Source organism: Nonomuraea sp. CA-143628 (genome assembly GCF_050942315.1).
Taxonomy (GTDB): domain Bacteria; phylum Actinomycetota; class Actinomycetes; order Streptosporangiales; family Streptosporangiaceae; genus Nonomuraea.
The window spans coordinates 2,259,117-2,283,901 of sequence record NZ_CP192072.1 but is presented as its reverse complement, the minus strand read 5'-3'; the positions used below and the strand labels follow the sequence as shown (position 1 = coordinate 2,283,901).

Below are 24,785 nucleotides of genomic sequence, written 5' to 3'. Positions count from 1 at the left end.
AATCAGTCTCCCTTTGAAGAGGATTTGCCGGTCGGTGAACTGAATTGACTGGTTTGATGGGTACGCCTGCTCGCATACTAAGAGCTGATCGTCGATCAGTCCATGTCTTCCGTCTGGCCGCGAGCGGTCACCGAATCAGTGTGTGGTTCTCTCGTCTCGTAGGTAGGCATACACGGCTCCACAGCTGATGCCGTACCGCAGGCCAGCGCCGCCTTGAGCGCCCGCCGGACAGCGGGCCGTCGCGCTCGCGCGCGAGCTGGGGGTCGCCGGCCTCGGCTACTACGAAGCACACGAGCGACCAGATCATGTGTCGCTTCCGGACTGACCGCTGTAAAAACGACTCGGGCGCTTTGCTGTTGGTTGTGGAGCGTCCTGCTAGATCAGGTCGAACTGGCTGCCCTTAGTGCCCTTGAGGAAGGCGTGCCACTCGTCAGATGTGAACACGAGTACGGGGCCGTTGCGGTCCTTGGTGTCGCGGACGCCAATGCGGCCCCCGCTCAGAGGGGCGACTTCGACACAGTCGCCACCGGCGTTGCTGTAGCTGCTCTTGCGCCAGGCCGCACGGGAGAATTCTGCCTCCGCGCCCTCCTGCTTTCTCATTCTCACGCTTCCTTCGCCACCGAGATGACATCGAGAGTTACGCCATGTAGTCGAACTCTCCGGCCTTGATCGCCTCCACAAAGGCATCCCACTCGGACTTTGTAAAGATCAGCTTGGGACCTTGTCGATCCTTAGAGTCTCGGATGGCAATCATGTCCTCGACCGGGGCGATCTCAACGCAATTATCGGTCGATCCTTGGCTTCGTGAACTCTTCCGCCAAACGGGATCCATGGGAAGGTTCCTCACTTAAGCTTACTGATCATGTCGGACAGGTAGGCAACTGATGCTTCTGGAGTGAGCGCCGTCGAGCAGAGGTGCTGAAAAACCAGTGTATAACGGGCGATCTCATCGAGTTTCTCCAGATACAAGCCGTCAGTTCCTGTCTCGACATAGACGATTTGGGGATCGTCCGGGAAGTCCAAGATCACAAACTGGCCTGCAAGTCCGGGATGCATGCCAAGACTGAGCGGCATGACCTGAAGTGTGACGTGCTCCAGCGAGCCGACTTCGACAAGCTTCTGCAGCTGGGCGCATTGGATAGCGACAGTGCCCATTGGGCGTATTAGCGCGGCCTCATCAATGATCGCATGGAATGCCGGGTGTCGATCCTTGGTCAGGATGCTTTGGCGGTTCATACGTAGCGCTATCCTGCGGGGAATCTCCTCGGGATCGCGCAGAAGAGCGGCCTGCATGGTCCGCTCCGCGTAGTCGGCGGTTTGGAGCAGCCCTGGGATCACGAGCGGTTCAAAGGTACGGATGACAGACGCTTCAGCCTCTAGGTCGATGTAGCTACCCGCGAGGACATCTTTGTAGGCGATCCACCAACCCTGCTGGCGGGATTCCCTGGCAAGAGTGATGAGCGCATTGCGCTGCTCGGCATCAGAGATTCCGTACACGTCAAGCAGGTCTTGAACGTCACGCGGATTGGGGCGCTGCCACTGAGCGTTCTCAATGCGGCTCAGCTTCCCCCGCGACCATTCCAAAGTCTCGGCGACCTCGGTAGAGGTCATCTGGGCCTGGTCCCGGAGGCGGCGCAACTCTGCCGAGAGACGACGTCGGCGAACCGTCGGGCTGTGTCTGTCGCTGATCATGGCAATCCCAACGCTATCGCTTGTGGCCGTGAGCCATCCATCGGCATTGGACATTCAACCATTAATCGGAACAGTCAAAGATTGACATTGCGAATTTGACTGTCAACCTACAGGATGGGTGATGCGAGCGAGACCGTGCGGCGCCCCGCGAACACGTACGGTGACTGTTCGGGTTCGTAGTGCTTGCACCCACATCGGCATCAGGTGTCCGAAAGGTAGTGCCGTGGCTACATCCGGAATGCTCAAGGTGTCCGCATCTTCCTCTGCCATGACTGCTGCTCAAGAGCTGCGGCGCGCCTTGGAGGAGGTTCATGCGATCAAGGCTGATGTCCATGCTGGTTATGGCTTGGCCGTGGTGTCAGCCCGGGTGGGCTTGGTCGTGTGGTGCGACGGTGCGTGGTTTTGGTGGCGTGTGGGCTGGAATTCTTCGCGAAGTCGGGTGCTCTACGCCTGCCACGTTGCGGCGGAGCCTGCCCGGGCCGCGCACCGTGCGGCGTTCCGGCAAGCGGCGTTGGGAGCGGAGGTGTCGTGGTGATCAAGCGTCTTCTCGTTGAGATCGTGGTGCCCGGGCTGCACCGTTCGGTGCCGATCGTCCGGCAGTGTCTCAAGCTGACTCTGACGGGGACGGGGCATCAGGGCGTGGACGAGGCTTGCCTGGTGGTGACCGAGTTGGTCACGAACTCGATTCTGCATACTCGCTCGGCGCGGCCTGGTGGGGTGGTCGTGGTGGAGCTTGCGGAGATCAGTGATGGGCTGTCCCGCATAGAGGTGATGGATGAGGGGGCGGGGACAGTTCCCCGGCCTCGTGAGTCCGATGACGACGCCTGTCATGGGCGAGGCCTGCGACTGGTGGAGCAGGTGTCGGCGCGATGGGGTGTCTACCCGGGTCCGCTGGGCGGGAGCGTCGTGTGGGCTGAGGTGTTCACGGCCAGTGCTGTGGCGGCGGAATCGCTGAGGGCGCCGTTCCGTACAGGGGAGGCGGGCTCGTGATGGTTTGCAGGGCGCATGGTCGGCATCGCTCGGGCCCGCGCACACCGGGCGTCAGATGAGGGGTTGAGTTGGGTGATAAGTCCATGGCGGTTTCCTCCTCATTGCAGGGCACCGCACGTATCAGCCGTGCAGTCACACTACGACCAGTTGGTATGGAACGCTCCACGCGGAGGTGAGGCGGACGGCAGGGTTATGCGGTGGACCTGCGATTGCGATGAGGTCGTATACGAACTGATCGCGCTCGGCGGGTTGCGGTTCATTCGCCGCACAGCTTTCCGGGCTGGGAAGAGCGTCATTCATGAGAGTGATCGATGGTCCGTTCGTGTGGCAGATGCCATGTGGAGCGCCCTGCTGATGGGGCACGCGAGATGACCGGGAGATCATCGAGCGGGGGATCATCGAGCGGGGGACACTGTGCGCTGGCTGTGGCAATGAGCGCGGCCAGTTCGGCCGGCGCCGTCCCCGAATGACCAGTTCCTCGAACTGGCAGGCGTCGACATCGCTGGGTGCGGCCCGATCGATCGCGCGTGGCGGTTGTGCTGGACGGTTCGCGGGAGGCCCGGGTTTGGCGCCCGGAGTGGGTGGCTGGCGTGGAGCGACAGTCGAGTGCGATCTTCTGCTCGGCGCGGTGTCATACGCGGGCTGACGCCAACTCGGCTCGTAGCTGGCGGTTCTCCATCCTGACTTGGCGCAGTGCGCCAACCTCCGGGGAACCTCGCCCGTCACGCGTCTCTGGCAGGACCGGCCAACCAATGGCGAAGCGCGCGCGGGCGGAGCCCGCGCTCAGGGGAGCGTCTGAGCGAAGCGAAGGCCGTGCAGTGCGCGCAAGCGCCGAAGGAAGAACGCCGAGTCTTCAAAGCGCGAAGCGCCGATCGGCGAGCCCTTTGCGGACGGGTGGGCGGCCACCGAAGAGGTTGACGAAGGGGCGGTGGGTGTTTACGGTTCCGGGGGCGAAACTATCATCACAGTTCCGAAAGTTTCGGAGGCGGCATGTTACGAGGCGTTGTCGCGATCACCCTGCTCGGTCTACCCATCATCCAGGCCCCGGCCCTGGCGGATCCCCCGGCCATCACCGTGCGCGAGCGCGTCCGGCACCAGCACATCGACGGGTTCGGGATCTCCCAGGCGTTCCGCCGCAACGAGCTGGTCAAGGCGCTCAGTGAGGGGCAGCGGCGCGAGATCCTCGACCTGTGGTTCGACCGCGACAAGGGCGCCGGGCTCAGCATTCTGCGGCTCGGCATCGGCTCCGCTCCCGTGGGCAGCCCGTACGACCAGATGGTCTCCATCCAGCCGGAAGACCCGGGCGGGCCGGACGCGCCGCCCAAGTACGTGTGGGACGGCGAGGACAACAGCCAGGTCTGGGTGGCGAAGGCGGCCAAGAGGTACGGGGTCGAGCGGTTCTACGCCGACGCCTGGAGCGCGCCCGCCTACATGAAGGACAACGGCGACGACAAGAACGGCGGCACGCTCAAGCCGGAGTGGCGGCAAGCCTATGCCCGTTACCTGGTGCAATACGCGAAGTTCTACGCCCGCGAGGGCATCAGGATCACCGACCTCGGCTTCACCAACGAGCCTGACTGGACGGCGACGTACGCCTCCATGCGGTTCACCCCGCAGCAGGCCGCCGAGTTCGTCAAGGTGCTCGGCCCGATCGCCAAGGGCGTCAAGGGTCTCAAGGTGGCCTGCTGCGACTCCTTCGGCTGGACCGAGGCCAAGGCGTACACGGCCGCGATCGAGGCCGACCCCGAGGCCCGCCGCTGGGTGAAGACGCACACCGGCCACACGTACGCCAGCCCGGTGGACGGACCGCTGCCGACCAGCGGAAACACCTGGATGTCGGAGTGGAACCCCAACGGCTCCACCTGGGACGAGAGCTGGGACGACGGCAGCGGCTACGACGGCTTCACGATCGCGCAGGCCGTCCATGACGCGCTCACGCTCGGCAACGTCAGCGGCTACGTCTACTGGCTGGGCGCCTCGCGCGGCGCCACCCGGGCGTTGCTCCAGATCGACGAGGCCGCGGGTACGTATCACGTCTCCAAGCGGCTGTGGGCGCTGGCGGCGTACAGCCGGTTCATCCGGCCGGGCGCGGTACGGGTGGACGCGGCGGCGGCCGATCCGGCGCTGAAAGTTTCAGCGTTCCGCAACCCCGATGGCTCCCAGGTGGTCGAGGTGCTCAACACCGGCACCGCCGCTGTGACGTGGCACGGTGTGTACGGCCGGGCCACCGCGTACGTGACCGACAACGCCAACGCGCTCACCGCGAGTCCCGTCACCGGTAGGACCGTGGTCCTTCAGCCTCGGGCACTCACGACCGTCGTCATCCCAGGCCGACACGCCTAAAACCAGCTCTCAAAGGTGGCTGGCATCGGCCTCGGCTACCGCTAAGGGTGGCCGAGGCCAACCCGGGACCACCGCTAAAGACGGCCGACCCCGGCCACCACCGCTAATGATCGCCGACGCGGACTCCGACCACCGCCGCCGAAGGGCGACCGACACCGACCCCGGCAGCCCGAAGCGGCCATTCGCCGCCGACCGGCGACGAATGGCCGATGGGGAGCGGCCGATGGGGAGTGGTTGATGGGAGTGGTTGATAGGAAGTGGCCGTCCGTCAGCGGCCGATGGCGAGTGGCCAGTGACGAGTGGCCAGTGACGAGTGGCCAGTGACGAGTGGCCAGTGACGAGTGGCCAGTGACGAGTGGCCAGTGACGGGTGGCCAGTGACGGGTGGCCAGTGACGGGTGGCCAGTGACGGGTGGCCAGCCGTCAGCGGCCGGTGAACTTCGGCTCGGCCTTGTCCGTGAACGCCCGCATCCCGATCTTGGCATCATCCGTAGCGAACAGCCCCGAGAACTGCAGCCGCTCGATCTCCAGCCCCGTGTCCAGATCGACCTCCACCCCCTGGTCCACCGCCTGCTTGGCGGCCCGCAGCGCCACCGCGGGCCCGCCCGTGAAGGTCCCCGCCCAGGCCAGCGCCGCCGTATAGACCTCCGCATCGGGCACCACCCGATCCACCAGCCCGATCGACAGCGCCTCGGCGGCCGGTACGTGGCGGCCTGAGTAGATGAGGTCCTTGGCCCGCGCGGGCCCGATCAGGCGGGGCAGGCGCTGGGTGCCGCCCGCGCCGGGGATGAGGCCGAGCTGGATCTCCGGCTGGCCCAGCTTGGCCGACTCGCCGGCCACCCGGAAGTCGGCGCACAGGGCCAGCTCGCAGCCGCCGCCCAGCGCGTAACCGGTGACGGCGGCGATGACGGGCTTGCCGATGGCGGCCACCGCGGTGAAGCAGCCCTGGAGCCCGCGGGAGTGGGCGGCCATGTCGGCGTAGGACATGACGACCATTTCCTTGATGTCGACGCCGGCCGCGAAGACCCGCTCGCCGCCGTAGACGACGACGGCTCGCACTTCGGGGTCGGCGTCGACGGCTCGGGCGGCTTCGCCGAGCTCGTGCTGCATCTGGCCGTTGAGGGCGTTCATCTTGGGACGGTCAAGCCGGATCGTGGCGATCTGGTCGGCCACTTCAACGCGTACGAAATCACCCATGCTCAGGACATTACAAGCTGCTGGCGCCGGACCAGGTCCAGTAGATCGGTACGCGGGGTCCAGCCGAGCAGCGAGTGGAGGCGCCGGGTGTCGGCCAGTGAGTCGCCGGGCTCCTCGGGCGAGGCGGGCACGACGTCGAAGGCGAGACTGGCTCCGGTCACCGTGGCGACTGCTTCCGCCATGGCCCGCAGGGTGTGGCCACGACCCGTGCCGAGGTTCACGATGCCGGGCGCGCCGATGAGCTCGGTCATCGCGCGGGCGGCCTGGCGTACGTCGGTGACATCCCGCGTACGGTCGAGCGAGCCGAGCACGCGCAACGGGCGGCCTTCCTGGGCGGCGCGTAACCAGAGCGACAGCGCCATGTCGGGCCGCTGCCCCTCCCCCGCGACGGTGAACGGCCGGACGATCGTGATGTCGGGGCGGTCGAGGCAGAGCCGTTCGAGGGCGACCTTGCTCGTGGCGTAGCCGCCGACGGGGCGGACCGGGTCAGACTCCGCACTGGGCCGGCCGTGGGACGCTCCGCCGTACACGGAACTGGACGAGGTGATCAGGAGCGGGATGCCGGGTGGCGTGAGGGCCAGCACCCGCGCGCCCGCGAGCACGTTGTCCCGATGACGCCGCCAGGCGATCTCGGGATCCGCATCGCGCACACCTGCGCACCCGGCCAGGTGGTAGACCGCTTCCGCGCCGGAGAAGGCGCCCGGCTCCAGGTCGAGCAGGTCGGCCTTGATCACGGTGAGTCCGGGTCGTTCCTCGACGGGCAGGCGGTCGATGGCGATGACCGGGGAGCCGGACGCGAGCAGGGCCGACGTCAGCGCACGGCCGATGAATCCGGCCGCACCGGTCACGATCGACGTCACCCGCCCCACCCTAGAGCGATAAGTGCTGAAAAATGTCTTCGCAAAGCTCTCGCCAAGAGAAGGAAATTGTTGAGACGCTGGCTCCGACTTTTCCCCCAGTCGAGGAGCAGTAGATGCGCAGAGCACTGGCGATCGCGGTGGTCGCCTTGCTGCCATTAGTCAACATGACGGCCGCGTCCGGCACCACTGCCGAGCAACCCCCGGATCGGCAGGCGGCGTTCGCCGCGGCCGCCAAGGAGTTCCAGGTTCCGGAGAGCGTCCTGCTCGGTGTCTCCTACCTGGAGTCGCGCTGGGACGCCCACGCCGGGCAGCCCAGCAACGACGCCGGGTTCGGCCCCATGCACCTGACCGACGCCGCCGCCTTCACCGGGTCCAACCACCACGGCGAGGGTGAGGAGGACGCGCGCGGCGACGAGTCCCGGCCGTTGGCCCCGGTCGCGACGACGGTCGCGCCCACCGAGATCCCGGCCTCGCTCAAGACCATGGAGAAGGCCGCCCAGCTGACCGGCGCGAGCCACGAGGCGCTCCGGTCCGACCCCGCCACGAACATCAGGGGCGGCGCGGCACTGCTGGCCGACTACCAGAAGTCGATCGGCGCGCCACTGAGCGCGGACCCGGCCGAGTGGTACGGCGCGGTCGCCAAATACTCCGGCGCCGACGAGTCCGAGGCGGCCAAGGTCTTCGCCGACGAGGTCTACAGCACGATCGAGGCCGGGGAAGAGCGGGTCACCGACGACGGCCAGCAGGTCAAGCTCACGCCGATCCCCGGCCTGGAGCGGATCGAGAAGTGGCTGGAGAAGCTCGGCCTGCGGCCGCCGCGCCCCGACGGCGTCGAGTGCCCGAGGTCGATCTCCTGCGAGTGGATCCCGTCGGCCTACGCGCAGAAGCCGAACGGCGACTACGGCCACTACGACCTGGCCAACCGGCCCGTCAGCCAGAAGATCCAGTACATCGTCATCCATGACATGGAGGGCTACTTCCTCCCGTCGATCAAGCTGAACCAGGACGTCAACTACGGCGCGAGCTGGCAGTACTCTGTGCGCTCCACCGACGGCCACATCGCCCAGCACGTCAAGGGCAAGGACGTCGCCTGGCAGGCCGGCAACTGGTACATCAACGCCAAGTCGATCGGCATCGAGCACGAAGGCTTCCTGGCCGAAGGCGGCACCTGGTACACCGAGGCGATGTACCGCTCGTCCGCCAAGCTCGTACGCTACCTGGCGGCCAGGTACGACGTGCCGCTGGACCGGGCGCACATCCTGGGCCACGACAACGTACCTGGCACGCTGCCGACCACGGTGCGGGGCATGCACGAGGACCCGGGCCCGTTCTGGGACTGGAAGCACTACTTCGACCTGATCGGCGCGCCGCTGCATGGTTTCGGCGGCCCCAAGGCCGGCTCCATCATGATCAGGCCCGACTTCGCCACCAACAAGCCGTACTTCTACGGCTGCGACCGCAAGAACCCGGAGGCCGCCTGCCCGCCGCTCCCCGCCGGGACCGTGTGGCTGCGCACCGAGCCGCGTGATGACGCGCCGCTGATCAAGGACATCGGCAAGCACCCGACGGGCACCAACGACTCGCTCTACAGCGTCTACGACCACAGCGCCAGGGCGAGCACCGGCCAGCGGTTCGCCGTCGCCGACCGGCAGGGCGACTGGACCGCGATCTGGTACCTCGGCCAGAAGAGCTGGTTCTACAACCCGCGCTCCGCGCCGACCGCCGTCCCGTCAGCGGGCCTGGTGGTCACGCCCAAGCCGGGTCTGGCGACCGTCCCGGTGTACGGCAGGGCCTACCCGGAGCAGGAGGCCTACCCGGCCGACATCCCGTACCAGGCGGTGACCCCGCTGCAGTACACGTTCTCGGCCGGTGAGAAGTACACCCTGGCCGGGAAGGCGGCCACCGAGTATTACCGGGCGGTCACCTTCGACGAGGCCAGCCACAAGGTGGTCAAGGGCAAGACGAAGTATCTGCAGATCCAGTTCGGGCACCGGGTGATGTTCGTCAAGGCTGACGACGTGCGGGTGTCGCTCGCCTGGTGAACTCCTTGACGGCGCGCCTGGTGCTCTGCAGCGCCTCCTGAGAGGAGTCGAAGGTGCGCTGGGCGACGCCGACGAACACGCAGTCGACGACGAGGAGCTGGCTGATCCGGCTGGCCAGGGCGCCGGGACGGAACTCCGTCTCGCGCCCGGCCGAGATCAGCACGTGTTCGGCCAGCTCCGCGATCGTCGAGCGGGGGTTGTTGGTGATGGCGACCGTCGTCGCGCCGGCCTCCCCCGCCCTCGACAGCGGTTCGAGCACGTCGGGCGTCTCGCCCGACGTGCTGATGCCGATCGCCACGTCGCCGGGCTTGAGCAGCACGGCGCTGGTCAGCGCCAGGTGGGCGTCCTGGAAGGCGTGGCTGGACAGGCCGATGCGCAGCAGCTTCTGCGCCACGTCCTCGGCCACCAGACCCGAGGCGCCCACGCCGTAGGCGTCCACCCGCCGGGCGCCGACGATCGCGTCGACGACCAGGCCGAGGCGCTCCGAGGTGAGCTGGGCGACCGTGTCGTTGATCGCCTCCGACTCGGCCCTGGCCACCTTCTGGATGACCTCCGACAGCGGATCGTCGGGCGCCAGGTCACCTGGCACCAGCCGGTCCGGCTGGGCGGCCGCCGCGGCCAGGGCGAGGCGCAGCTGCGGGTATCCGGCGAAGCCCAGAAGCCTGGCCGTACGTACGATCGTCGCCTCGCTGGTGCCGGAGGCGGCGGACAGCTCGGTGATCGTGCTGCGGGCCACCGTCGCCGGATCCTCCAGGATGAGCCGGGCGACAGTCTGCGCGGCCGGAGTCAGGGACGGAAGCACGCCGCGGACCGTCGCCACCAGAGTGTCTGCCCGCAGGCCGTTCGCGCTGTCGTCCACGGTCTCGATTATGACGCTCCTCCAGCGTTTTCCCTATTGCGCGGCTTACCCGGCCCGATCACCTCGTTCAGCGGAGCATGCCGTTCGTCATCCCCGCGGGCTCCTCGGGAACGGTGATGAGGCCGAGCTCGGCGCGGGAGGCGGCCAGCGGGTGGTGCGGGACCGCCCGGACCGTGTAGCCGAACGCGCCGGTACGGTCCAGCGGCACCTCACCCACGTAGTGGGCCCGGCCGTCGTCGTCGGCGCCCTCGGTCCGCAGCTCGACGTAGGCCGGGTGGATCAGCTCGTCGTGCGGCCCGACCCGGCCGTAGGCGGCCTCGACCAGGATGTCACCCGGCTCCAGGTCGCCGAGCGCGACCGTGGCGCGTATTTCGAGCGCCGCGCCGACCTCGGGCGCGTCTCCGATGCCCGACGACTCCACGTGCTCGACCCGGACGCCCGGCCAGGCCCGCGTGACGCGGACGCGCCAGGCCGCGAACGCCTTGGCCGCGGCCGAGGAGTCGGCCGACAGCGCGCGGGCGGCCCGCGCGGCGGGCAGGTAGAGGCCCACCACGTAGTCCCGGAGCATCCGGCCCGCGAGCACCTTGGGGCCGAGCGAGGTGAGCGTGTGCTTGACCATCTCCAGCCAGCGGCGCGGCAGCCCGTCACCGGCCCGGTCGTAGAAGCGGTCGGCGACCTCGTTCTCGATCAGGTCGTAGAGGGCGGCGGCCTCCAGCTCGTCTCGCCGGTCGGGATCGGTCACCCCGTCGGCCGTGGGGATGGCCCAGCCGTTGGTGCCGTCGTACCACTCGTCCCACCAGCCGTCGCGGATCGACAGGTTGAGCCCGCCGTTCAGCGCCGATTTCATGCCCGAGGTGCCGGACGCCTCCAGCGGCCGGAGCGGGTTGTTCAGCCACACGTCGCAGCCCTGGACGAGCAGCTGGCCGAGCGCCATGTCGTAGTCGGGCAGGAACACGATGCGGTGCCGCACGTCGGGCCGGTCGGCGAACTTGACGATCTGCTGGATCAGCTTCTTGCCGCCCTCGTCGGCGGGGTGGGCCTTGCCCGCGATCACGATCTGGACCGGCTTGTCGGCGTCGAGCAGCAGGCCCGACAGGCGTTCGGCGTCGCGCAGCATGAGCGTGAGCCGCTTGTAGGACGGCACGCGCCGGGCGAACCCGATCGTCAGCACGTCGGGGTCGAGCACGTCGTCGATCCAGCCGAGTTCGGCGTCGGAGGCGCCGCGGTCGCGCCACGACTTGCGCAGCCTGACCCTGGCCCCCTCGACGAGCCGCCGCCGGAGCGTGCCCCTGATGTCCCAAAGGTCGGAGTCGGGGACCTTCTGGACGCCTTCCCAGCCGCGCGCCCGCTCGATCAGCGAGGGCAGCTCGCGGCCGGCCAGCTCCATGAGCTCGCGGCCGACCCAGGTGGGCGCGTGGACGCCGTTGGTGATCGAGCCGATCGGCACCTCGTCGACGTCGAAGCCGGGCCACAGGCTCTTGAACATCTCGCGGCTGACCGCGCCGTGCAGCACGGAGACGCCGTTGACGCGCTGGGCCAGCCGCATGCCCATGATCGCCATGTTGAACCGGCCGGGCTGGTCCTCGGCACCGAGCGCGAGGATGCGTTCGACGGGCACGGTCGGCCAGGCGTTGTCGCCGCCGAACTGGCGCTCGATCATGTCGACGGGGAACCTGTCGATGCCCGCGGGCACCGGCGTGTGCGTGGTGAAGACCGTGCCCGCGCGTACGGCCTCCAGCGCCTCGTCGAAGGAGAGGCGGGACTCGGTCAGCTCGCGGATGCGTTCGAGGCCGAGGAAGCCGGCGTGGCCCTCGTTGGTGTGGAACACCTCGGGCTCGGCGTGCCCGGTGATGCGGCAGTAGGCGCGGATCGCCCGTACGCCGCCGACGCCCAGGAGCAGCTCCTGCATCAGCCGGTGGTCGGTGCCGCCGCCGTAGAGGCGGTCGGTGACGTCGCGGGCCGCGGCGTCGTTGTCGGCCACGTCGGAGTCGAGGAGCAGCAGCGGCACCCGGCCCACCTGCGCCACCCAGATCTGGGCGTGCAGCACCCGCTCACCGGGCAGGGAGATGCGGATCTTGACGGGGGTGCCGTCCTCCTCCTTCAGGAGGGTCAGCGGCAGGCCGCCCGCGTCGAGTGACGGGTAGTGCTCCAGCTGCCAGCCCTCTGGCGAGAGGGACTGGGTGAAGTAGCCGTGGCGGTAGAGCAGGCCGACCGCGAGGATCGGCACGCCGAGGTCGCTGGCGGTCTTGAGGTGGTCGCCGGCCAGGATGCCCAGGCCGCCGGAGTATTGCGGGAGTGCGGCGGCGATGCCGTACTCGGGGGAGAAGTAGGCGATGGCGCCCGCGGCGTCGGGCAGCGTCTGGTACCAACGCGGCGCGGTGATGTATTCGCGCAGGTCGTCGGCGGCATCGGCGAGACGGCGCAGGAATCGGCGATCGGCGGCCAGCTCGGCCAGCCTGGCGTGGTCGACGGCGCCCAGGAGGGCGACGGGGTCGTGCCCTACCTGCTCCCAGAGACGCGGGTCGACCTCGGCGAAGAGGTCGGTCGTCTCCGGGTGCCATGACCAGCGCAAGTTGTGCACGAGCTCGCCGAGGGCGGCCAACTCCGCGGGCAGGACAGTGCGGACGGTGAACCGGCGGATTGCTCTCACGTTTTCGAACCCTATGGGCTAGGAGGGACCTCTCAGTCCCTCACCTTCGGCAAGGCCGTTCAAACCCCTTCCGGAAAGAAGCATGAAGAGGAAATATTGGGGCAACTTCCACCAATGTTGGTTCTCCTGGGGACACTCGGGAGGTCCTCCACTGCTGCCCACAATTTACATGCAAGGATCGTTCCTACCACGGAAGCCTCCGGCGGTACCGAGCGTGCCGTCGCAACCTTGAAATGCGATGATCGGACGAATTCCCATCACGGACATCTCCCCCGTCGTCGACTGCGGGCAGTGGCCCGCCAAGGCGGTCGCCGGCGAGACCTTTCAGGTCTCGGCGACCGTGTTCAGAGAGGGCCACGACGCCGTGGCCGCGGGCGTTGTGCTCACCGCGCCCGATGGACAGCGAGGCCGCCTGAGACCGATGCGCGAGCTCGCGCCGGGCACCGACAGGTGGGGCCTCGACGTGTGCCTGCCGGCCGAGGGTGACTGGCTGTTCAGGGTGGAGGCGTGGAGCGACCCCATCGCTACCTGGCTGCACGACGCGGAGATCAAGATCCCGCGGGGCATGGACAGCGATCTCATGTGCGAGGAGGGCGCCCGGCTGTTCGAGCGCGCCGCCAAGGCCGTACGGCAGGCGGACTGTCCCGCCCCCGGCAACGGGAACGGGCATCCCGCGGCCCACACCAGGACCGGCCGGACCAGCGCGAAGCCGACTACCAACGGCGACAGCACGTGCGGCCACCGCGCCGCGCTGCTGGCCGTCGCCGCCACGCTCCGCGACGAGCAGCTGGACCCCCGGGCCCGGCTGTCCATCGCGCAGCTGCCGGAGACGGCGGCGCTGCTGGAGGCGCACCCGCTGCGCGCCCTGGTGACCAGGGCGCGGTCGCGGACGATCAGAGTGGACCGGCGCCGGGCGCTGTACGGCTCCTGGTATGAGTTCTTCCCCAGGTCAGAGGGCGCGGTCGTCAACGAGTCCGGCGTCTCCAAGTCCGGAAATTTCCAGACCGCGGCCAAGCGTCTGCCCGCCATCGCCAAGATGGGCTTCGACGTCGTCTACCTGCCGCCGATCCATCCCATCGGCCTCACGTTCCGCAAGGGGCGCAACAACACCCTGAGCCCCGAGCCCGACGAGCCGGGATCGCCCTGGGCGATCGGCTCCGACGACGGCGGCCACGACACGATCCACTCCGACCTGGGGACGATCGAGGACTTCTCCGAGTTCGTCAGCCGCACCCGCGAGCTGGGCATGGAGGTCGCGCTCGACTTCGCGCTGCAGTGCTCCCCCGACCATCCGTGGGTCAAGGAGCACCCGGAGTGGTTCACGATCAGGGCCGACGGCACGATCGCCTACGCCGAGAACCCGCCGAAGAAGTACCAGGACATCTACCCGATCAACTTCGACAAGGACCCTGAGGGCATCTACATCGAGGTGAGACGGGTCCTGCGGCACTGGATGGATCACGGCGTACGGATCTTCCGGGTGGACAACCCGCACACCAAGCCGGTGGGGTTCTGGGAGCGGCTGCTGGCCGACGTCCACGCGACCGACCCGGACGTGATCTTCCTGGCCGAGGCGTTCACCCGGCCGGCGATGCTGCAGACGCTGGCCAAGGTGGGCTACCACCAGTCCTACACGTACTTCACGTGGAAGAACTCCAAGCACGACGTGGAGACCTACCTCACCGAGCTCGCCCAGGAGACGTCGTACTTCCTGCGGCCCAATGTGTTCGTTAACACACCGGATATTCTTCACGAATACCTGCAACACGGCGGAAATCCTGCTTTCCGGATCCGTGCGGTGCTCGCCGCGCTCGCCTCACCCACCTGGGGCGTGTATTCCGGGTACGAGCTTGGGGAAAATATCCCTGTCCGCCCGGGTAGTGAGGAATATCTAGATAGTGAGAAATATCAGTACAAACCGCGGGACTGGGTGGAGGCAGAGCGGGCAGGGTTGAGCCTGGCGCCGTTCATCACCCACCTGAATTTGTTCCGAAGAGCACATCCGGCACTGCAGGAGTTGCGTAATCTACGGTTCCACCGGGTTGACCAACCGGACATGGTGTGCTTCTCCAAGCGCCTGCCGGGCGCCTACGACCCCGCCACACGACGGCACGGGCTAGGCGATGTCGTCCTGGCGGTTGTCAATCTCGACCCACACCACACCCACGAGGCGGCGGTCGAGCTGGACATGCCGGCCCTCGGTCTCGACTGGAATGCCGAGTTCGTCGTCGACGACGAACTGTCGGGCGAGTCGTACCGTTGGCGGCAGAACAACTACGTTCGCCTCGACCCCCACATCCAGCCAGCCCACATCTTCACCGTACGAGCCGCGCCACGGTAGAACACAGAATTCAGCGGGGAGTCTTCAACGTGTGTGAAAGCGCCTCCTTCATGAGCCCAAGGGAGTGCTCATGAGCTCCACACCCATTCCCAACCCCTTCGACGAGGAGAAGCCGCGCGACCCCTACTGGTACAAGCGCGCGGTCTTCTACGAGGTCCTGATCAGGGGCTTCGCCGATTCCAACGGCGACGGCACCGGTGACATCAAGGGCCTGATAAGCAAGCTCGACTATCTCCAGTGGCTCGGCGTGGACTGCCTGTGGCTGCTGCCGCTGTACGAGTCACCGCTGCGCGACGGCGGCTATGACATCGCCGACTTCATGAAGATCCTGCCGGAGTTCGGCGATCTCGGAGACTTCGTGAAGCTCGTCGACGAGGCCCACAAACGCGGCATGCGAGTCATCGCCGACCTGGTGATGAACCACACGAGCGACGCCCACCCCTGGTTCCAGGCCGCGCGCCACGACCCGGAGGGGCCGTTCGGCGACTTCTACGTCTGGTCGGACAACGACAGCGCCTATCCCGACGCCCGGATCATCTTCATCGACACCGAGACGTCCAACTGGACCTATGACCAGGTCCGCGGCCAGTACTACTGGCATCGCTTCTTCCACCACCAGCCGGACCTCAACTACGAGAACCCGGCCGTGCAGGACGCGATGCTGGAGGTGCTGCGCTTCTGGCTCGACCTGGGCATCGACGGGTTCCGCCTCGACGCCGTGCCGTACCTCTTCGAGGAGGAGGGCACCAACTGCGAGAACCTGCCGCGCACGCACGACTACCTCAAGCGGATCCGCAAGGAGGTCGACCGGCTCTACAACGACCGGGTGCTGCTCGCCGAGGCCAACCAGTGGCCCTCCGACGTGGTCGAGTACTTCGGCGACCCGGTGGGCGGGGGCGACGAGTGCCATATGGCGTTCCACTTCCCGCTGATGCCGCGCATCTTCATGGCCGTACGCAGGGAGTCGCGCTACCCCATTTCCGAAATCTTGGCCCAAACGCCGAAGATTCCGGAACATTGCCAGTGGGGGATCTTCCTCCGCAACCACGATGAGCTGACGCTCGAGATGGTCACGGACGAGGAACGCGACTACATGTACACCGAGTACGCCAAGGACCCGCGCATGCGGGCCAACGTCGGCATCCGGCGGCGCCTGGCGCCCCTGCTGGAGAACGACCGCAACCAGATCGAGCTGTTCACCGCGCTGCTCCTGTCACTGCCCGGCTCGCCGGTGCTCTACTACGGCGACGAGATCGGCATGGGCGACAACATCTGGCTCGGCGACCGCGACGGCGTACGCACGCCCATGCAGTGGGACCCCGACCGCAACGCCGGGTTCTCCGACTGCGACCCGGGACGGCTCTACCTGCCGGTGATCATGGACCCGATCTACGGCTACCAGGGGCTCAACGTCGAGGCGCAGCAGAAGAGCGGCGGCTCGCTGCTCCACTGGACCAAGCGCATGATCGAGATCCGCAAGCGGCACCCGGTGTTCGGCCTGGGTGAGTTCACCGAGCTCAACTCCTCCAACCCGAGCGTGCTGGCGTTCGTCCGCGAGCTGGGCGACGACCGGATGTTGTGCGTCAACAACCTCTCGCGCTTCCCTCAGCCGGTCGAGCTTGACCTGCGCAGATTCGTCGGCGTCTCGCCCGTTGAGACGATGGGTGGAGTTCCATTCCCGGCAATTGGCGAACTTCCGTATCTTTTGACGCTTCCCGGGCATGGGTTCTATTGGTTCACACTCCCACCGGCCATCACCCAGGAGGAGTAAGACGTGCTTGACGAGCTCCTTGCCGCATGGATCAGTCGCCAACGATGGTTCGGCGGCAAGGGGCGCGCGATCGACTCCCTGTCGATCGAGTCGGACGTCGTGATCGACGCCGACGACCCCGGCCTCCGCCACCTGATCGTGTCCGTCTGGCAGGGAGCGTCGAGAGACCGCTACCAGATCCTGCTCGGTATGCGGACCGAGCTGCCCGACCGGCTGAAACACGCGCTGATCGGCACGCACGGCCCCTACGCCTTCGAAGGCGGCCCCGACCATCCCGAGTGGTACGTCTACGACGCCGTCCACGACCAAGCCCTGACCCACTGGGTCCTGGAGTGCATGGCCGAGGGCTGCGGCTGGGACACCGTCCGCTTCCGCCACCTGCCCGGCGTCACCATCGACACCTCGCCGCGCAGCCTGGTGCTCGGCGCCGAGCAGTCCAACACCTCCCTGGTGTACGGGGACGCCTACATCTGCAAGTTCTTCCGCCGCCTGATCCCCGGGGTGAACCCGGAGCTGGAGATCGTCACCGCCCTGGACGCCCTGGAGTCCGCGCACATCGCCAAGCCGTACGGCTGGATCGAGACCGACCTCGACGGCACCGCCACGACGCTGGCCATCATGCAGGAATACCTGTCCACCGCCAACGACGGCTGGGACCTGGCCCTGGCCAGCGTGCGGGACCTGTACGGCTCGATGCCCGAGCTGTCGGCGGGCGAGGTCGGGGGCGACTTCGCCGGCGAGGCGCACCGGCTCGGCGTGGCCACCGCCCACGTCCATCACGAGCTGGCCACCGCCTTCCCCACCGACCTGATCGAGGTGCACGAGGTCAAGCGGATGGCCGAGGGCTTCCGGCGGCGGCTGGGCCGGGCCGTGGGCGAGGTGCCGGAGCTGCGCGAGCACGTCGACGCGCTGGAGGCCGCCTATCACGCGGTGGAGGACCTGACCGTCGAGGTCCCCGTGCAACGGGTGCACGGGGACTACCACCTGGGCCAGGTGATGCGCATCGCGACCGGCTGGGTGGTGCTCGACTTCGAGGGCGAGCCGGGCCAGCCCCTGGCCGAACGCCGGGCCCTGTCCTCCCCGCTGCGCGACGTGGCAGGGATGCTCCGCTCGTTCGACTACGCGGCCAGGCACCTGCTGGCCGATCACTCGCAGCCCGAGCCCCTGGAGGAGCGGGCCGCCGAGTGGGCCGACCGCAACAGGACCGCCTTCCTGGAGGGCTACACCGAGGGCGGCGGGGTGATCACCTCGGCGGACGCGGCCCTGCTGCGCGCGTTCGAGCTGTCGAAGGCGGTGTACGAGGTGGTCTACGAGGCCCGCAACCGCCCCTCGTGGATCAGCATCCCGATGGCCGCCTTCCGCCGCTGACCTTTCGCTAACGCAGCTCTTCGATGAGGCTCGACAGGCCCTCGGCGCCGTGGCCGGCCGCCACCCGCCGGTCGAGGACATCTCTCATGGGCAGCAGCAGGTCCGGTTTCACCCCCTGTTCCTCGAAGGCGCGGATCAGGTTGACCATGCCCACCCGGTTGATCTCCAGGTTGGAGACATCGGTCGCGTAGTGGCCCGCCTCGATGTCCGCCGCCCACCGGGGCTTCTGCCCGGCCATCGCGTTCATCCACGGCACCAGCAGCTCCGTGGTGAACTCCGTCACCGGCCGCTTCTCCGAGGCGATCAGCGCCGCCGCCTCCAGGAACCCGGCGATCTGGCCGTACATGCCGGTGAGCATGGCCAGGTCGTACAGCGGGGCGAGCCCCGCGTCCGCCCCCAGGTAGCGGGGCCTGGCCAGCGGGCTCAACGCCTCCTCGTAGCGCTCGAAGGCAGTCTGCGAGCCGCTGTAGAGGATCAGCGCGCCGGGCGTGCCGATCATCTGGGGCACGGCCATGATGCCGCCGTCCAGGTAGTCGCCGCCGCGCTCGGCCGCCCACTCCGCCATGTCACGGGCCTCGGCGGGCCTGCCGTTGGTGAGGTTCAGCAGGACCCGGTCGTCCAGCCGTACCGAGCCGAGGAGTTCCCGTACGGCCGGGTAGTCGAGCACGCAGACGATCACCAGCGGGCTGGCCTCGACCGCCTCCGCCGCGGTCGCCACGGCGGTGGCGCCCAGGCCCTCTGCCTTGCCTTCCGTACGGTTCCATACGGTGACGCTATGACCCGCCCCGACGAGGGTCCGGGCCAGGGCCTGGCCCATGAGGCCCAGGCCGAGGATAGAGATACGCATGCTGAGCAGTCCTTTCCGTTGACGGCCTCCACATTGCTGGCCGGGGGTTATGGTCGGGTTCGGAGTTTGTTATGGGGGGCTGATGAGATTCGGGGTGCTGGGCCCCCTCTCGGTGTGGACGCCGGACGGGCAGCCGGTCCAGGTGCCCGAGGCCAAGGTCCGCGCGCTGCTCGCCGACCTGCTGGCGCACCGGGGGCGGCCGGTCTCCACCGACCGGCTCATCGAGGACCTGTGGGGCGACCGCCCGCCCGGCGACGCGCCCGCCGCGCTGCGGGTCAAGGTCTCCCAGCTGCGCCGGGCACTCGGCGACCGCTCACTGGTGGCCTTCCGGCCGCCGGGGTACCTGCTCGCGGTGGACGCTGAGGAGGTGGACGCGGGCCTGTTCGAGTCCCTGCTCGCCCGTGCCGGGCGGAGCGACGACGCGCGGGTACGGCAGGCGCTGCTCACCGAGGCGCTCGGCCTGTGGCGGGGGGCTCCGTACGCCGAGTTCGGCGACTTCGCCAGAGCGGCCGTCGACCGGCTGGAGGAACAGCGGCTGGTCGCGCTGGAGGAGCTGGCCGAGGCGCGGCTGGAGCTTGGGGACCATGGGGCGCTGGCGGCCGAGCTGGCCGAGCTGGTGGCCGCGCACCCGCTGCGGGAGCGGCTGCGGGCCGCGCACCTGCGGGCGCTGTACCGGGCGGGGCGGCAGAGCGAGGCGCTGGCCGGTTACGCGCAGCTGCGCGGGCTGCTGGCTGAGGAGCTGGGCATCGACCCGGCGCCCGAACTGACGGCGCTGCACGCCGCGATCCTCCGCCAGGACCCGACCCTCGCCCCACCGGCACCGCCCATGGACCGGACGCGCTCCCACCCGCCCGTGGACCCGCCGCGCTCCCATCCGCCCGCACTACCTGTGGACGCGCCGCGCTCCCCTCCACCCGCATCGCCGGTGGGCTCTCCGCTCCCCCATACGCCCGCGCCACCACCCCACTCCGGCTCGCCCGCGCCGCTTGGAGGGCCGCAGGATTCCGATGGGCCCGGAGCGCCCACCGGGCCGCAGGACTCTGGTCGGGCCGGAGCGCCCACCGGGCCGCCGGGGACGAATCTGCCCGCCCCGCTGACCGAGCTGATCGGCCGGGACTCGGAGGTGGCCGAGGTGCGGTCGCTGCTGCGGGCCGGGCGGCTCGTCACGCTGACCGGGCCGGGCGGGGTCGGCAAGACTCGGCTGGCCCTGGAGGCGGCGGCCGAGCCCGGCCGGCCGTTCCCCGGCGGGGTGTGGCTGGTCGAGCTGGCCTCGGCCACATCGTCCGCACCGCCCGCACCGTCCGCACCGTCCGCACCGCCCGCACCGTCCGCACCGTCCGCACCGCCCGCACCGCCCGCACCGCCCGCCGAGGGTGTGGTGGCCGAGGTGGTGGCGACCGTGCTGGGGGTCAGGGATGATGCGCCCGGGTCCGTGGTCGACCGGCTCGCCGCCGCGCTGCGTACCAGCGCGACCCTGCTCGTCCTCGACAACTGCGAGCACGTGGTCGAACAGGTCGCCGAGCTGGCCGAGCGGCTACTGCGGGCCGCGCCCGAGCTGCGCGTGCTGGCGACCAGCCAGGAGTCGCTGCGCCTCCCCGGCGAGGTCCTGTGGAGCGTGCCGCCACTCGGGCCGGACGCCGCCGCACGGCTGCTCGCCGCCAGGGCGGGCATCGGGCCGGACGACGACGGTGTGGCGGAGATCTGCGCGCGGCTCGACGGCATCCCGCTGGCGCTGGAGCTGGCCGCCACCCGGCTGCGGGCGCTCACGCCGCGCCTGCTGGCCGCCCGGCTCGACGACCGGTTCCGGGTGCTCGCCACGGGCCATCGGGGCGCTCCCGCGCGGCAGCGAACGCTGCGGGCGATGATCGACTGGAGCTGGGAGCTGCTGACCGACGCCGAGCGGGTCGTGCTGCGGCGCCTGGCCGTGCACGCCGACGGCTGCACGCTCGAAGCCGCCGAGGCGGTCTGCGCCGAACCGGGCCTGGACGTGCTCGACCTGCTGGCCAGGCTGGTGGACAGGTCGCTGGTGGTACGGACCCCCGGCGGCAGGTACCGGCTGCTGGAGTCGGTGGCCGCGTACTGCCTGGAACGGCTGTCCGAGGCGGGTGAGACGGAGACGGTCCGGCTGCGGCACGCCCACCACCACGCCGACCTCGCCGAACGCGCCGAGCCTGGCCTGCGCGGACCCGAGCAGCGACGCTGGCTCGCGCTCCTCGACGCCGACGCGGCCAACCTGCGCGCCGCGATCGACACCTCGCTCCGGCGCGGCGCAACGGACGTGGCGGTCCGGCTGGTGAACGCGCTGGCCTGGTACTGGGTGCTGCGCGGCAGGCTCGGCGAGGGGCAGCGGACCCTGGAGGCGGTGCTGGCCGTCGCCGACGACGCGCAGGCCCGTGCCTGGCTGGCCGGGCTGCGGATGCTGTCCGGGCAGGGGCGGGCCCCCGGTGTGGAGCAACTGCCGGCCGCGATCGTGGATCCGGTGCGCCGGGCCAGGGCGGGGTGGTTCCTGGCCTTCACGCTGTACGGCTATGACGACCCGCTGGTCACCGACGCGTTGCTGGACGGCGCGCTTGAGTCCTTCCTGACCCTGGACGACCGGTGGGGCACGGCGGCGGCGCTGAGCCTGCGGGCCAGGCGGGCGCTGCTGCGCGGCGATCTGGCGGCGCTGCGGCAGGACGGGGAGCGGGGGCTGGAGCTGTTCCGGGAGGTGGGCGACCGGTGGGGCGAGCTGCGGGCCGCCGAGAACCTCGGCACGCTGGCCGAGATCACCGGCGACTACGCGCGGGCCGCCGACCTGCGGCGCGACGGACTGCGCGGCGCCGAGGAACTCGGGCTGCAGAGTGAGGTGTCCGGCGCGCTGTCCAGGCTGGGCCGGGTGGCGCTGCTGACCGGGGACCTCGACGGGGCGCGGGAGCTGCACGAGCGGGCCCGGCGGCTGGCCGTCGCCCGGTCGGATGTTCCGTTGGAGGAGTTCGCCGAGGTCGGGCTGGCCCTGGTCGCCCGGCGGCAGGGGCGGCTCGATGAGGCGGAACGGCTGCTGCGCCGCTGGTTGCGCTGGGTGCGTGAGGTGGCCGGTGAGCCGGGGGCGGCGCTGATCCTGGCCGAGCTGGGGTTCGTCGCCGAGCAGCGGGGGGACGCGGTGGCCGCGCTGGAGTGGCAGCGAGAGGGGCTGGCGGTGGCGCGGCGGGTGGGCGATCCGCGCGCGATCGCGCTCGCCCTGGAGGGCCTGGCGGGCGCCCACGCGCTCGGCGGTCATCACGAGGAGGCGGCCGAGCTGCTGGACACGGCCGGCGCGCTCAGGGCGTCGGTGGGCGCCCCACTGCCCGAGGCGGAACGCGGCGATGTCGACAGGATCACGGCCTCGGTCCGGACGGCGCTCGACCGGCGGCAGACCACTGTGACCGACCGCTCCTGACACCGGCGGCGAGCCACCGTGCCGACTGACACCGGCGGCGGATCACCGTGCTGACCGCTCCTGACCTCGGCGTCGGTCGTAGATGCCATCCCCACAGATCACCCAGAACCCATCGCAAAGCGGGCATTTACTCCCGTCGCTGGCTCGCGATAAACCCAAGATTTCGCACTTTCGGTGATTGTCTGCGTGAATGCGGGCAGTGCCTGGGTTGTAGGTCTGACGTAGGGCAGGGTGGGAGCATGCCGATGAGGACAGAGCTCGACCGACTCGCGGGCGGAGCACACCACGATCCGCATTCCGTGCTGGGAGCACATCCCGTCGAGGGCGGTGTCACCTTCCGTACGCTGCGCCCGCTGGCCGAACGGGTCCGCGTGGTGCTGGACGACGGGACGGCCCACGATCTCAAGCACCAGGCCCACGGGGTCTTCGAGGCCACGGTCAAGGGGCTCGACAAGGTGCCCTCCTACTCCTTCAGTGTCCAGTACGCGGGCTCCGAGCCGTACCAGGTCCGTGATCCCTACCGCCACTGGCCCACGCTGGGCGAGGTGGACCTGCACCTCATCGGCGAGGGGCGCCACGAGCGGCTGTGGGAGGTGCTCGGCGCGCGCGTGATGCGGCACGAGGACGTCGACGGCACCGCGTTCGCCGTCTGGGCGCCGAACGCGCGCGGGGTCCGGGTCGTCGGCGACTTCAACCACTGGGACGGCACCGCCTACCCGATGCGCTCGCTGGGCCGTTCCGGCGTGTGGGAGCTGTTCATCCCGGAGCTGGGGCGGGGCGAGCGGTACAAGTTCCACATCCTCGGCGCCGACGGCGTGTGGCGGGACAAGGCCGACCCGATGGCCAGGCGGACCGAGGTGCCGCCGCAGACCGCCTCCGTGGTCGAGCAGTCCGCCTACACCTGGGAAGACGACTCCTGGATGACCGAGCGCGCCGAGAAGAACGCGCAGCGGGGTCCGGCGAGCGTCTACGAGGTGCACCTGGGGTCGTGGCGGCCCGGTCTGTCCTATCTGGAGCTGGCCGAGCAGCTCGTCGACTACGTCCAGGACATGGGCTTCACGCATGTGGAGCTGCTGCCGGTGGCCGAGCACCCGTTCGGCGGGTCGTGGGGCTACCAGGTGACCTCCTACTACGCGCCGACGGCCCGATTCGGGACGCCCGACGAGTTCCGGCACGTGGTTGACCGGATGCACCAGGCCGGGATCGGGGTGCTGCTCGACTGGGTGCCCGCGCACTTCCCGATGGACGACTGGGCGCTGGCGCGCTTCGACGGCACGCCGCTGTACGAGCACGCCGACCCGGCCCGTGGCGAGCACCCCGACTGGGGGACCTACGTCTTCGACTTCGGCCGCCGGGAGGTACGCAACTTCCTGGTCGCCAACGCGCTGTACTGGATGAAGGAGTTCCACATCGACGGGCTGCGGGTCGACGCGGTCGCCTCGATGCTCTATCTCGACTACTCGCGGCGCGAGGGTGAGTGGACGCCGAACATCTACGGCGGCAGGGAGAACCTCGACGCGGTGGAGTTCCTCAAGGAGATGAACTCCGTCTGCTACCGGGAGTCTCCGGGCATCACGACCGTGGCTGAGGAGTCGACGGCGTGGCCGGGCGTGTCACGACCCGTGCACCTGGGCGGGCTCGGGTTCGGCTTCAAGTGGAACATGGGCTGGATGCACGACACGCTCAGCTACCTACGACACGAGCCGATATTTCGGCAGTACCACCACCATCAGATGACTTTTTCGCTCATGTACGCCTACTCCGAGAACTTCGTGCTGCCGCTGTCCCACGACGAGGTCGTGCACGGCAAGGGCTCGCTGCTGGGCAAGATGCCGGGCGACGAATGGCAGCGCTTCGCCCAGCTCAGGGCCCTGCTCGCGTTCATGTGGGCGCATCCGGGCAAGCAGCTGCTGTTCATGGGCGGCGAGTTCGGCCAGGGCTCGGAGTGGTCGGAGGAGCGCGGGCTCGACTGGTGGGTGCTGGAGTTCGACGGGCACGCCGGCGTACAACGGCTGGTGCGCGACCTCAACCGGCTCTACCGCGAGACCCCGGCCCTGTGGGAGCAGGACGCGGCACCCGAGGGCTTCCGCTGGATCGACGCCGACGACGCCCGGGGCAACACCTTCTCGTTCGTCCGCTACGCGGCCGACGGGTCGGCGGTGGCGTGCGTGGCCAACTTCAGCGGCGGGCCGTACGAGAACTACCGGCTCGGCCTGCCGTACGGCGGGCAGTGGACGGAGATCGTCAACACCGACGCCTACGACTACTGGGGCAGCGGGGTCGGCAACATGGGTGAGGTCCAGGCCGTCGAGGAGCCCTGGCACGGCCTGCCGCACTCCGCCACGCTGCGGGTTCCGCCGCTGGGCGCCGTGTGGCTGCGTCACGACGCGCTGGGAAGTGAGTGAGAGTTC

At 69.0% G+C, this 24,785-nt stretch carries 16 protein-coding genes; 8 read left to right on the top strand and 8 right to left on the bottom strand.

The window, feature by feature from the left end; translation table 11 throughout:
• Positions 1–375: 375 nt before the first annotated feature.
• From ACQP2T_RS10650 to ACQP2T_RS10640, 3 genes are read right to left on the bottom strand one after another with little or no spacing between them, the layout of a single operon-like run.
• Complete coding sequence (locus ACQP2T_RS10650) at positions 376–600, bottom strand: DUF397 domain-containing protein (protein ID WP_433515984.1); 225 nt, start codon at positions 598–600, stop codon at positions 376–378.
• A gap of 37 nt (positions 601–637) precedes the next feature.
• The gene (locus tag ACQP2T_RS10645; protein WP_433515983.1) at positions 638–832 is read right to left on the bottom strand and encodes a DUF397 domain-containing protein; all 195 of its coding nucleotides are present in this window, start codon (positions 830–832) and stop codon (positions 638–640) included.
• An 11-nt stretch (positions 833–843) separates the two neighbouring features.
• Positions 844–1,611: a helix-turn-helix domain-containing protein gene (locus ACQP2T_RS10640; RefSeq protein ID WP_433515982.1), complete on the bottom strand. Its 768-nt coding sequence runs from the start codon at positions 1,609–1,611 to the stop codon at positions 844–846.
• A 612-nt stretch (positions 1,612–2,223) separates the two neighbouring features.
• Here ACQP2T_RS10640 and ACQP2T_RS10635 point away from each other — a divergent pair.
• Positions 2,224–2,682: an ATP-binding protein gene (locus ACQP2T_RS10635; protein ID WP_433515981.1), complete on the top strand. Its 459-nt coding sequence runs from the start codon at positions 2,224–2,226 to the stop codon at positions 2,680–2,682.
• A 990-nt stretch (positions 2,683–3,672) separates the two neighbouring features.
• Entirely contained in the window at positions 3,673–5,025 is a 1,353-nt protein-coding gene (locus ACQP2T_RS10630; RefSeq protein WP_433515980.1) for a glycoside hydrolase family 30 protein, read from the top strand.
• 422 nt (positions 5,026–5,447) lie between these two features.
• On the opposite strand, the gene ACQP2T_RS10625 is transcribed toward ACQP2T_RS10630, so the two are convergent.
• Together ACQP2T_RS10625 and ACQP2T_RS10620 are read right to left on the bottom strand one after the other, a co-directional pair.
• A complete protein-coding gene (locus ACQP2T_RS10625; protein ID WP_363995760.1) occupies positions 5,448–6,221 on the bottom strand; it encodes an enoyl-CoA hydratase/isomerase family protein in 774 nt (257 codons plus the stop codon).
• Between the two features lie 2 nt (positions 6,222–6,223).
• A complete protein-coding gene (locus ACQP2T_RS10620; protein ID WP_433515979.1) occupies positions 6,224–7,081 on the bottom strand; it encodes an NAD-dependent epimerase/dehydratase family protein in 858 nt (285 codons plus the stop codon).
• 113 nt (positions 7,082–7,194) lie between these two features.
• Between ACQP2T_RS10620 and ACQP2T_RS10615 the strand changes: the two genes are divergently transcribed.
• Positions 7,195–9,123, top strand: coding sequence for an N-acetylmuramoyl-L-alanine amidase (locus tag ACQP2T_RS10615; RefSeq protein ID WP_433515978.1), 1,929 nt, complete (start codon positions 7,195–7,197; stop codon positions 9,121–9,123).
• Here the strand turns inward: ACQP2T_RS10615 and ACQP2T_RS10610 are convergent.
• Together ACQP2T_RS10610 and glgP are read right to left on the bottom strand one after the other, a co-directional pair.
• Complete coding sequence (locus ACQP2T_RS10610) at positions 9,086–9,982, bottom strand: MurR/RpiR family transcriptional regulator (protein WP_433515977.1); 897 nt, start codon at positions 9,980–9,982, stop codon at positions 9,086–9,088. The two genes, ACQP2T_RS10615 and ACQP2T_RS10610, sit on opposite strands and share 38 nt — an antisense overlap.
• A gap of 67 nt (positions 9,983–10,049) precedes the next feature.
• Complete coding sequence (glgP, locus tag ACQP2T_RS10605; protein ID WP_433515976.1) at positions 10,050–12,632, bottom strand: alpha-glucan family phosphorylase; 2,583 nt, start codon at positions 12,630–12,632, stop codon at positions 10,050–10,052.
• A 238-nt stretch (positions 12,633–12,870) separates the two neighbouring features.
• Here glgP and ACQP2T_RS10600 point away from each other — a divergent pair, with 238 nt between their 5' ends.
• The 3 genes from ACQP2T_RS10600 to ACQP2T_RS10590 all read left to right on the top strand — a co-directional run bounded on the left by ACQP2T_RS10600 (position 12,871) and on the right by ACQP2T_RS10590 (position 18,112).
• A complete protein-coding gene (locus tag ACQP2T_RS10600) occupies positions 12,871–14,973 on the top strand; it encodes an alpha-1,4-glucan--maltose-1-phosphate maltosyltransferase (RefSeq protein WP_433515975.1) in 2,103 nt (700 codons plus the stop codon).
• Positions 14,974–15,043: 70 nt separating this feature from the next.
• Positions 15,044–16,744: a maltose alpha-D-glucosyltransferase gene (treS, locus tag ACQP2T_RS10595; RefSeq protein WP_433515974.1), complete on the top strand. Its 1,701-nt coding sequence runs from the start codon at positions 15,044–15,046 to the stop codon at positions 16,742–16,744.
• Positions 16,745–16,747: 3 nt separating this feature from the next.
• Positions 16,748–18,112: a maltokinase N-terminal cap-like domain-containing protein gene (locus tag ACQP2T_RS10590; RefSeq protein WP_433515973.1), complete on the top strand. Its 1,365-nt coding sequence runs from the start codon at positions 16,748–16,750 to the stop codon at positions 18,110–18,112.
• A 7-nt stretch (positions 18,113–18,119) separates the two neighbouring features.
• Here ACQP2T_RS10590 and ACQP2T_RS10585 read toward each other — a convergent pair whose 3' ends face one another.
• The gene (locus ACQP2T_RS10585) at positions 18,120–18,959 is read right to left on the bottom strand and encodes an NAD(P)-dependent oxidoreductase (RefSeq protein ID WP_433515972.1); all 840 of its coding nucleotides are present in this window, start codon (positions 18,957–18,959) and stop codon (positions 18,120–18,122) included.
• 82 nt (positions 18,960–19,041) lie between these two features.
• Between ACQP2T_RS10585 and ACQP2T_RS10580 the strand changes: the two genes are divergently transcribed.
• Both ACQP2T_RS10580 and glgB read left to right on the top strand, forming a co-directional pair.
• Positions 19,042–22,374, top strand: coding sequence for an AfsR/SARP family transcriptional regulator (locus tag ACQP2T_RS10580; RefSeq protein ID WP_433515971.1), 3,333 nt, complete (start codon positions 19,042–19,044; stop codon positions 22,372–22,374).
• 245 nt (positions 22,375–22,619) lie between these two features.
• Entirely contained in the window at positions 22,620–24,779 is a 2,160-nt protein-coding gene (glgB, locus tag ACQP2T_RS10575; protein WP_433519752.1) for a 1,4-alpha-glucan branching protein GlgB, read from the top strand.
• The last annotated feature ends 6 nt before the right edge of the window (positions 24,780–24,785 follow it).

Coding starts and splice junctions, on each gene's coding strand:
- glgB (WP_433519752.1), top strand. CDS start 22,620: ATGAGGACAGAGCTCGACCGACTCGCGGGCGGAGCACACCACGATCCG.
- ACQP2T_RS10600 (WP_433515975.1), top strand. CDS start 12,871: ATGATCGGACGAATTCCCATCACGGACATCTCCCCCGTCGTCGACTGC.
- ACQP2T_RS10580 (WP_433515971.1), top strand. CDS start 19,042: ATGAGATTCGGGGTGCTGGGCCCCCTCTCGGTGTGGACGCCGGACGGG.
- ACQP2T_RS10645 (WP_433515983.1), bottom strand. CDS start 832: ATGGATCCCGTTTGGCGGAAGAGTTCACGAAGCCAAGGATCGACCGAT.
- ACQP2T_RS10640 (WP_433515982.1), bottom strand. CDS start 1,611: ATGACCTCTACCGAGGTCGCCGAGACTTTGGAATGGTCGCGGGGGAAG.
- ACQP2T_RS10630 (WP_433515980.1), top strand. CDS start 3,673: ATGTTACGAGGCGTTGTCGCGATCACCCTGCTCGGTCTACCCATCATC.
- ACQP2T_RS10585 (WP_433515972.1), bottom strand. CDS start 18,959: ATGCGTATCTCTATCCTCGGCCTGGGCCTCATGGGCCAGGCCCTGGCC.
- ACQP2T_RS10615 (WP_433515978.1), top strand. CDS start 7,195: ATGCGCAGAGCACTGGCGATCGCGGTGGTCGCCTTGCTGCCATTAGTC.
- ACQP2T_RS10650 (WP_433515984.1), bottom strand. CDS start 600: ATGAGAAAGCAGGAGGGCGCGGAGGCAGAATTCTCCCGTGCGGCCTGG.
- treS (WP_433515974.1), top strand. CDS start 15,044: ATGAGCTCCACACCCATTCCCAACCCCTTCGACGAGGAGAAGCCGCGC.
- ACQP2T_RS10625 (WP_363995760.1), bottom strand. CDS start 6,221: ATGGGTGATTTCGTACGCGTTGAAGTGGCCGACCAGATCGCCACGATC.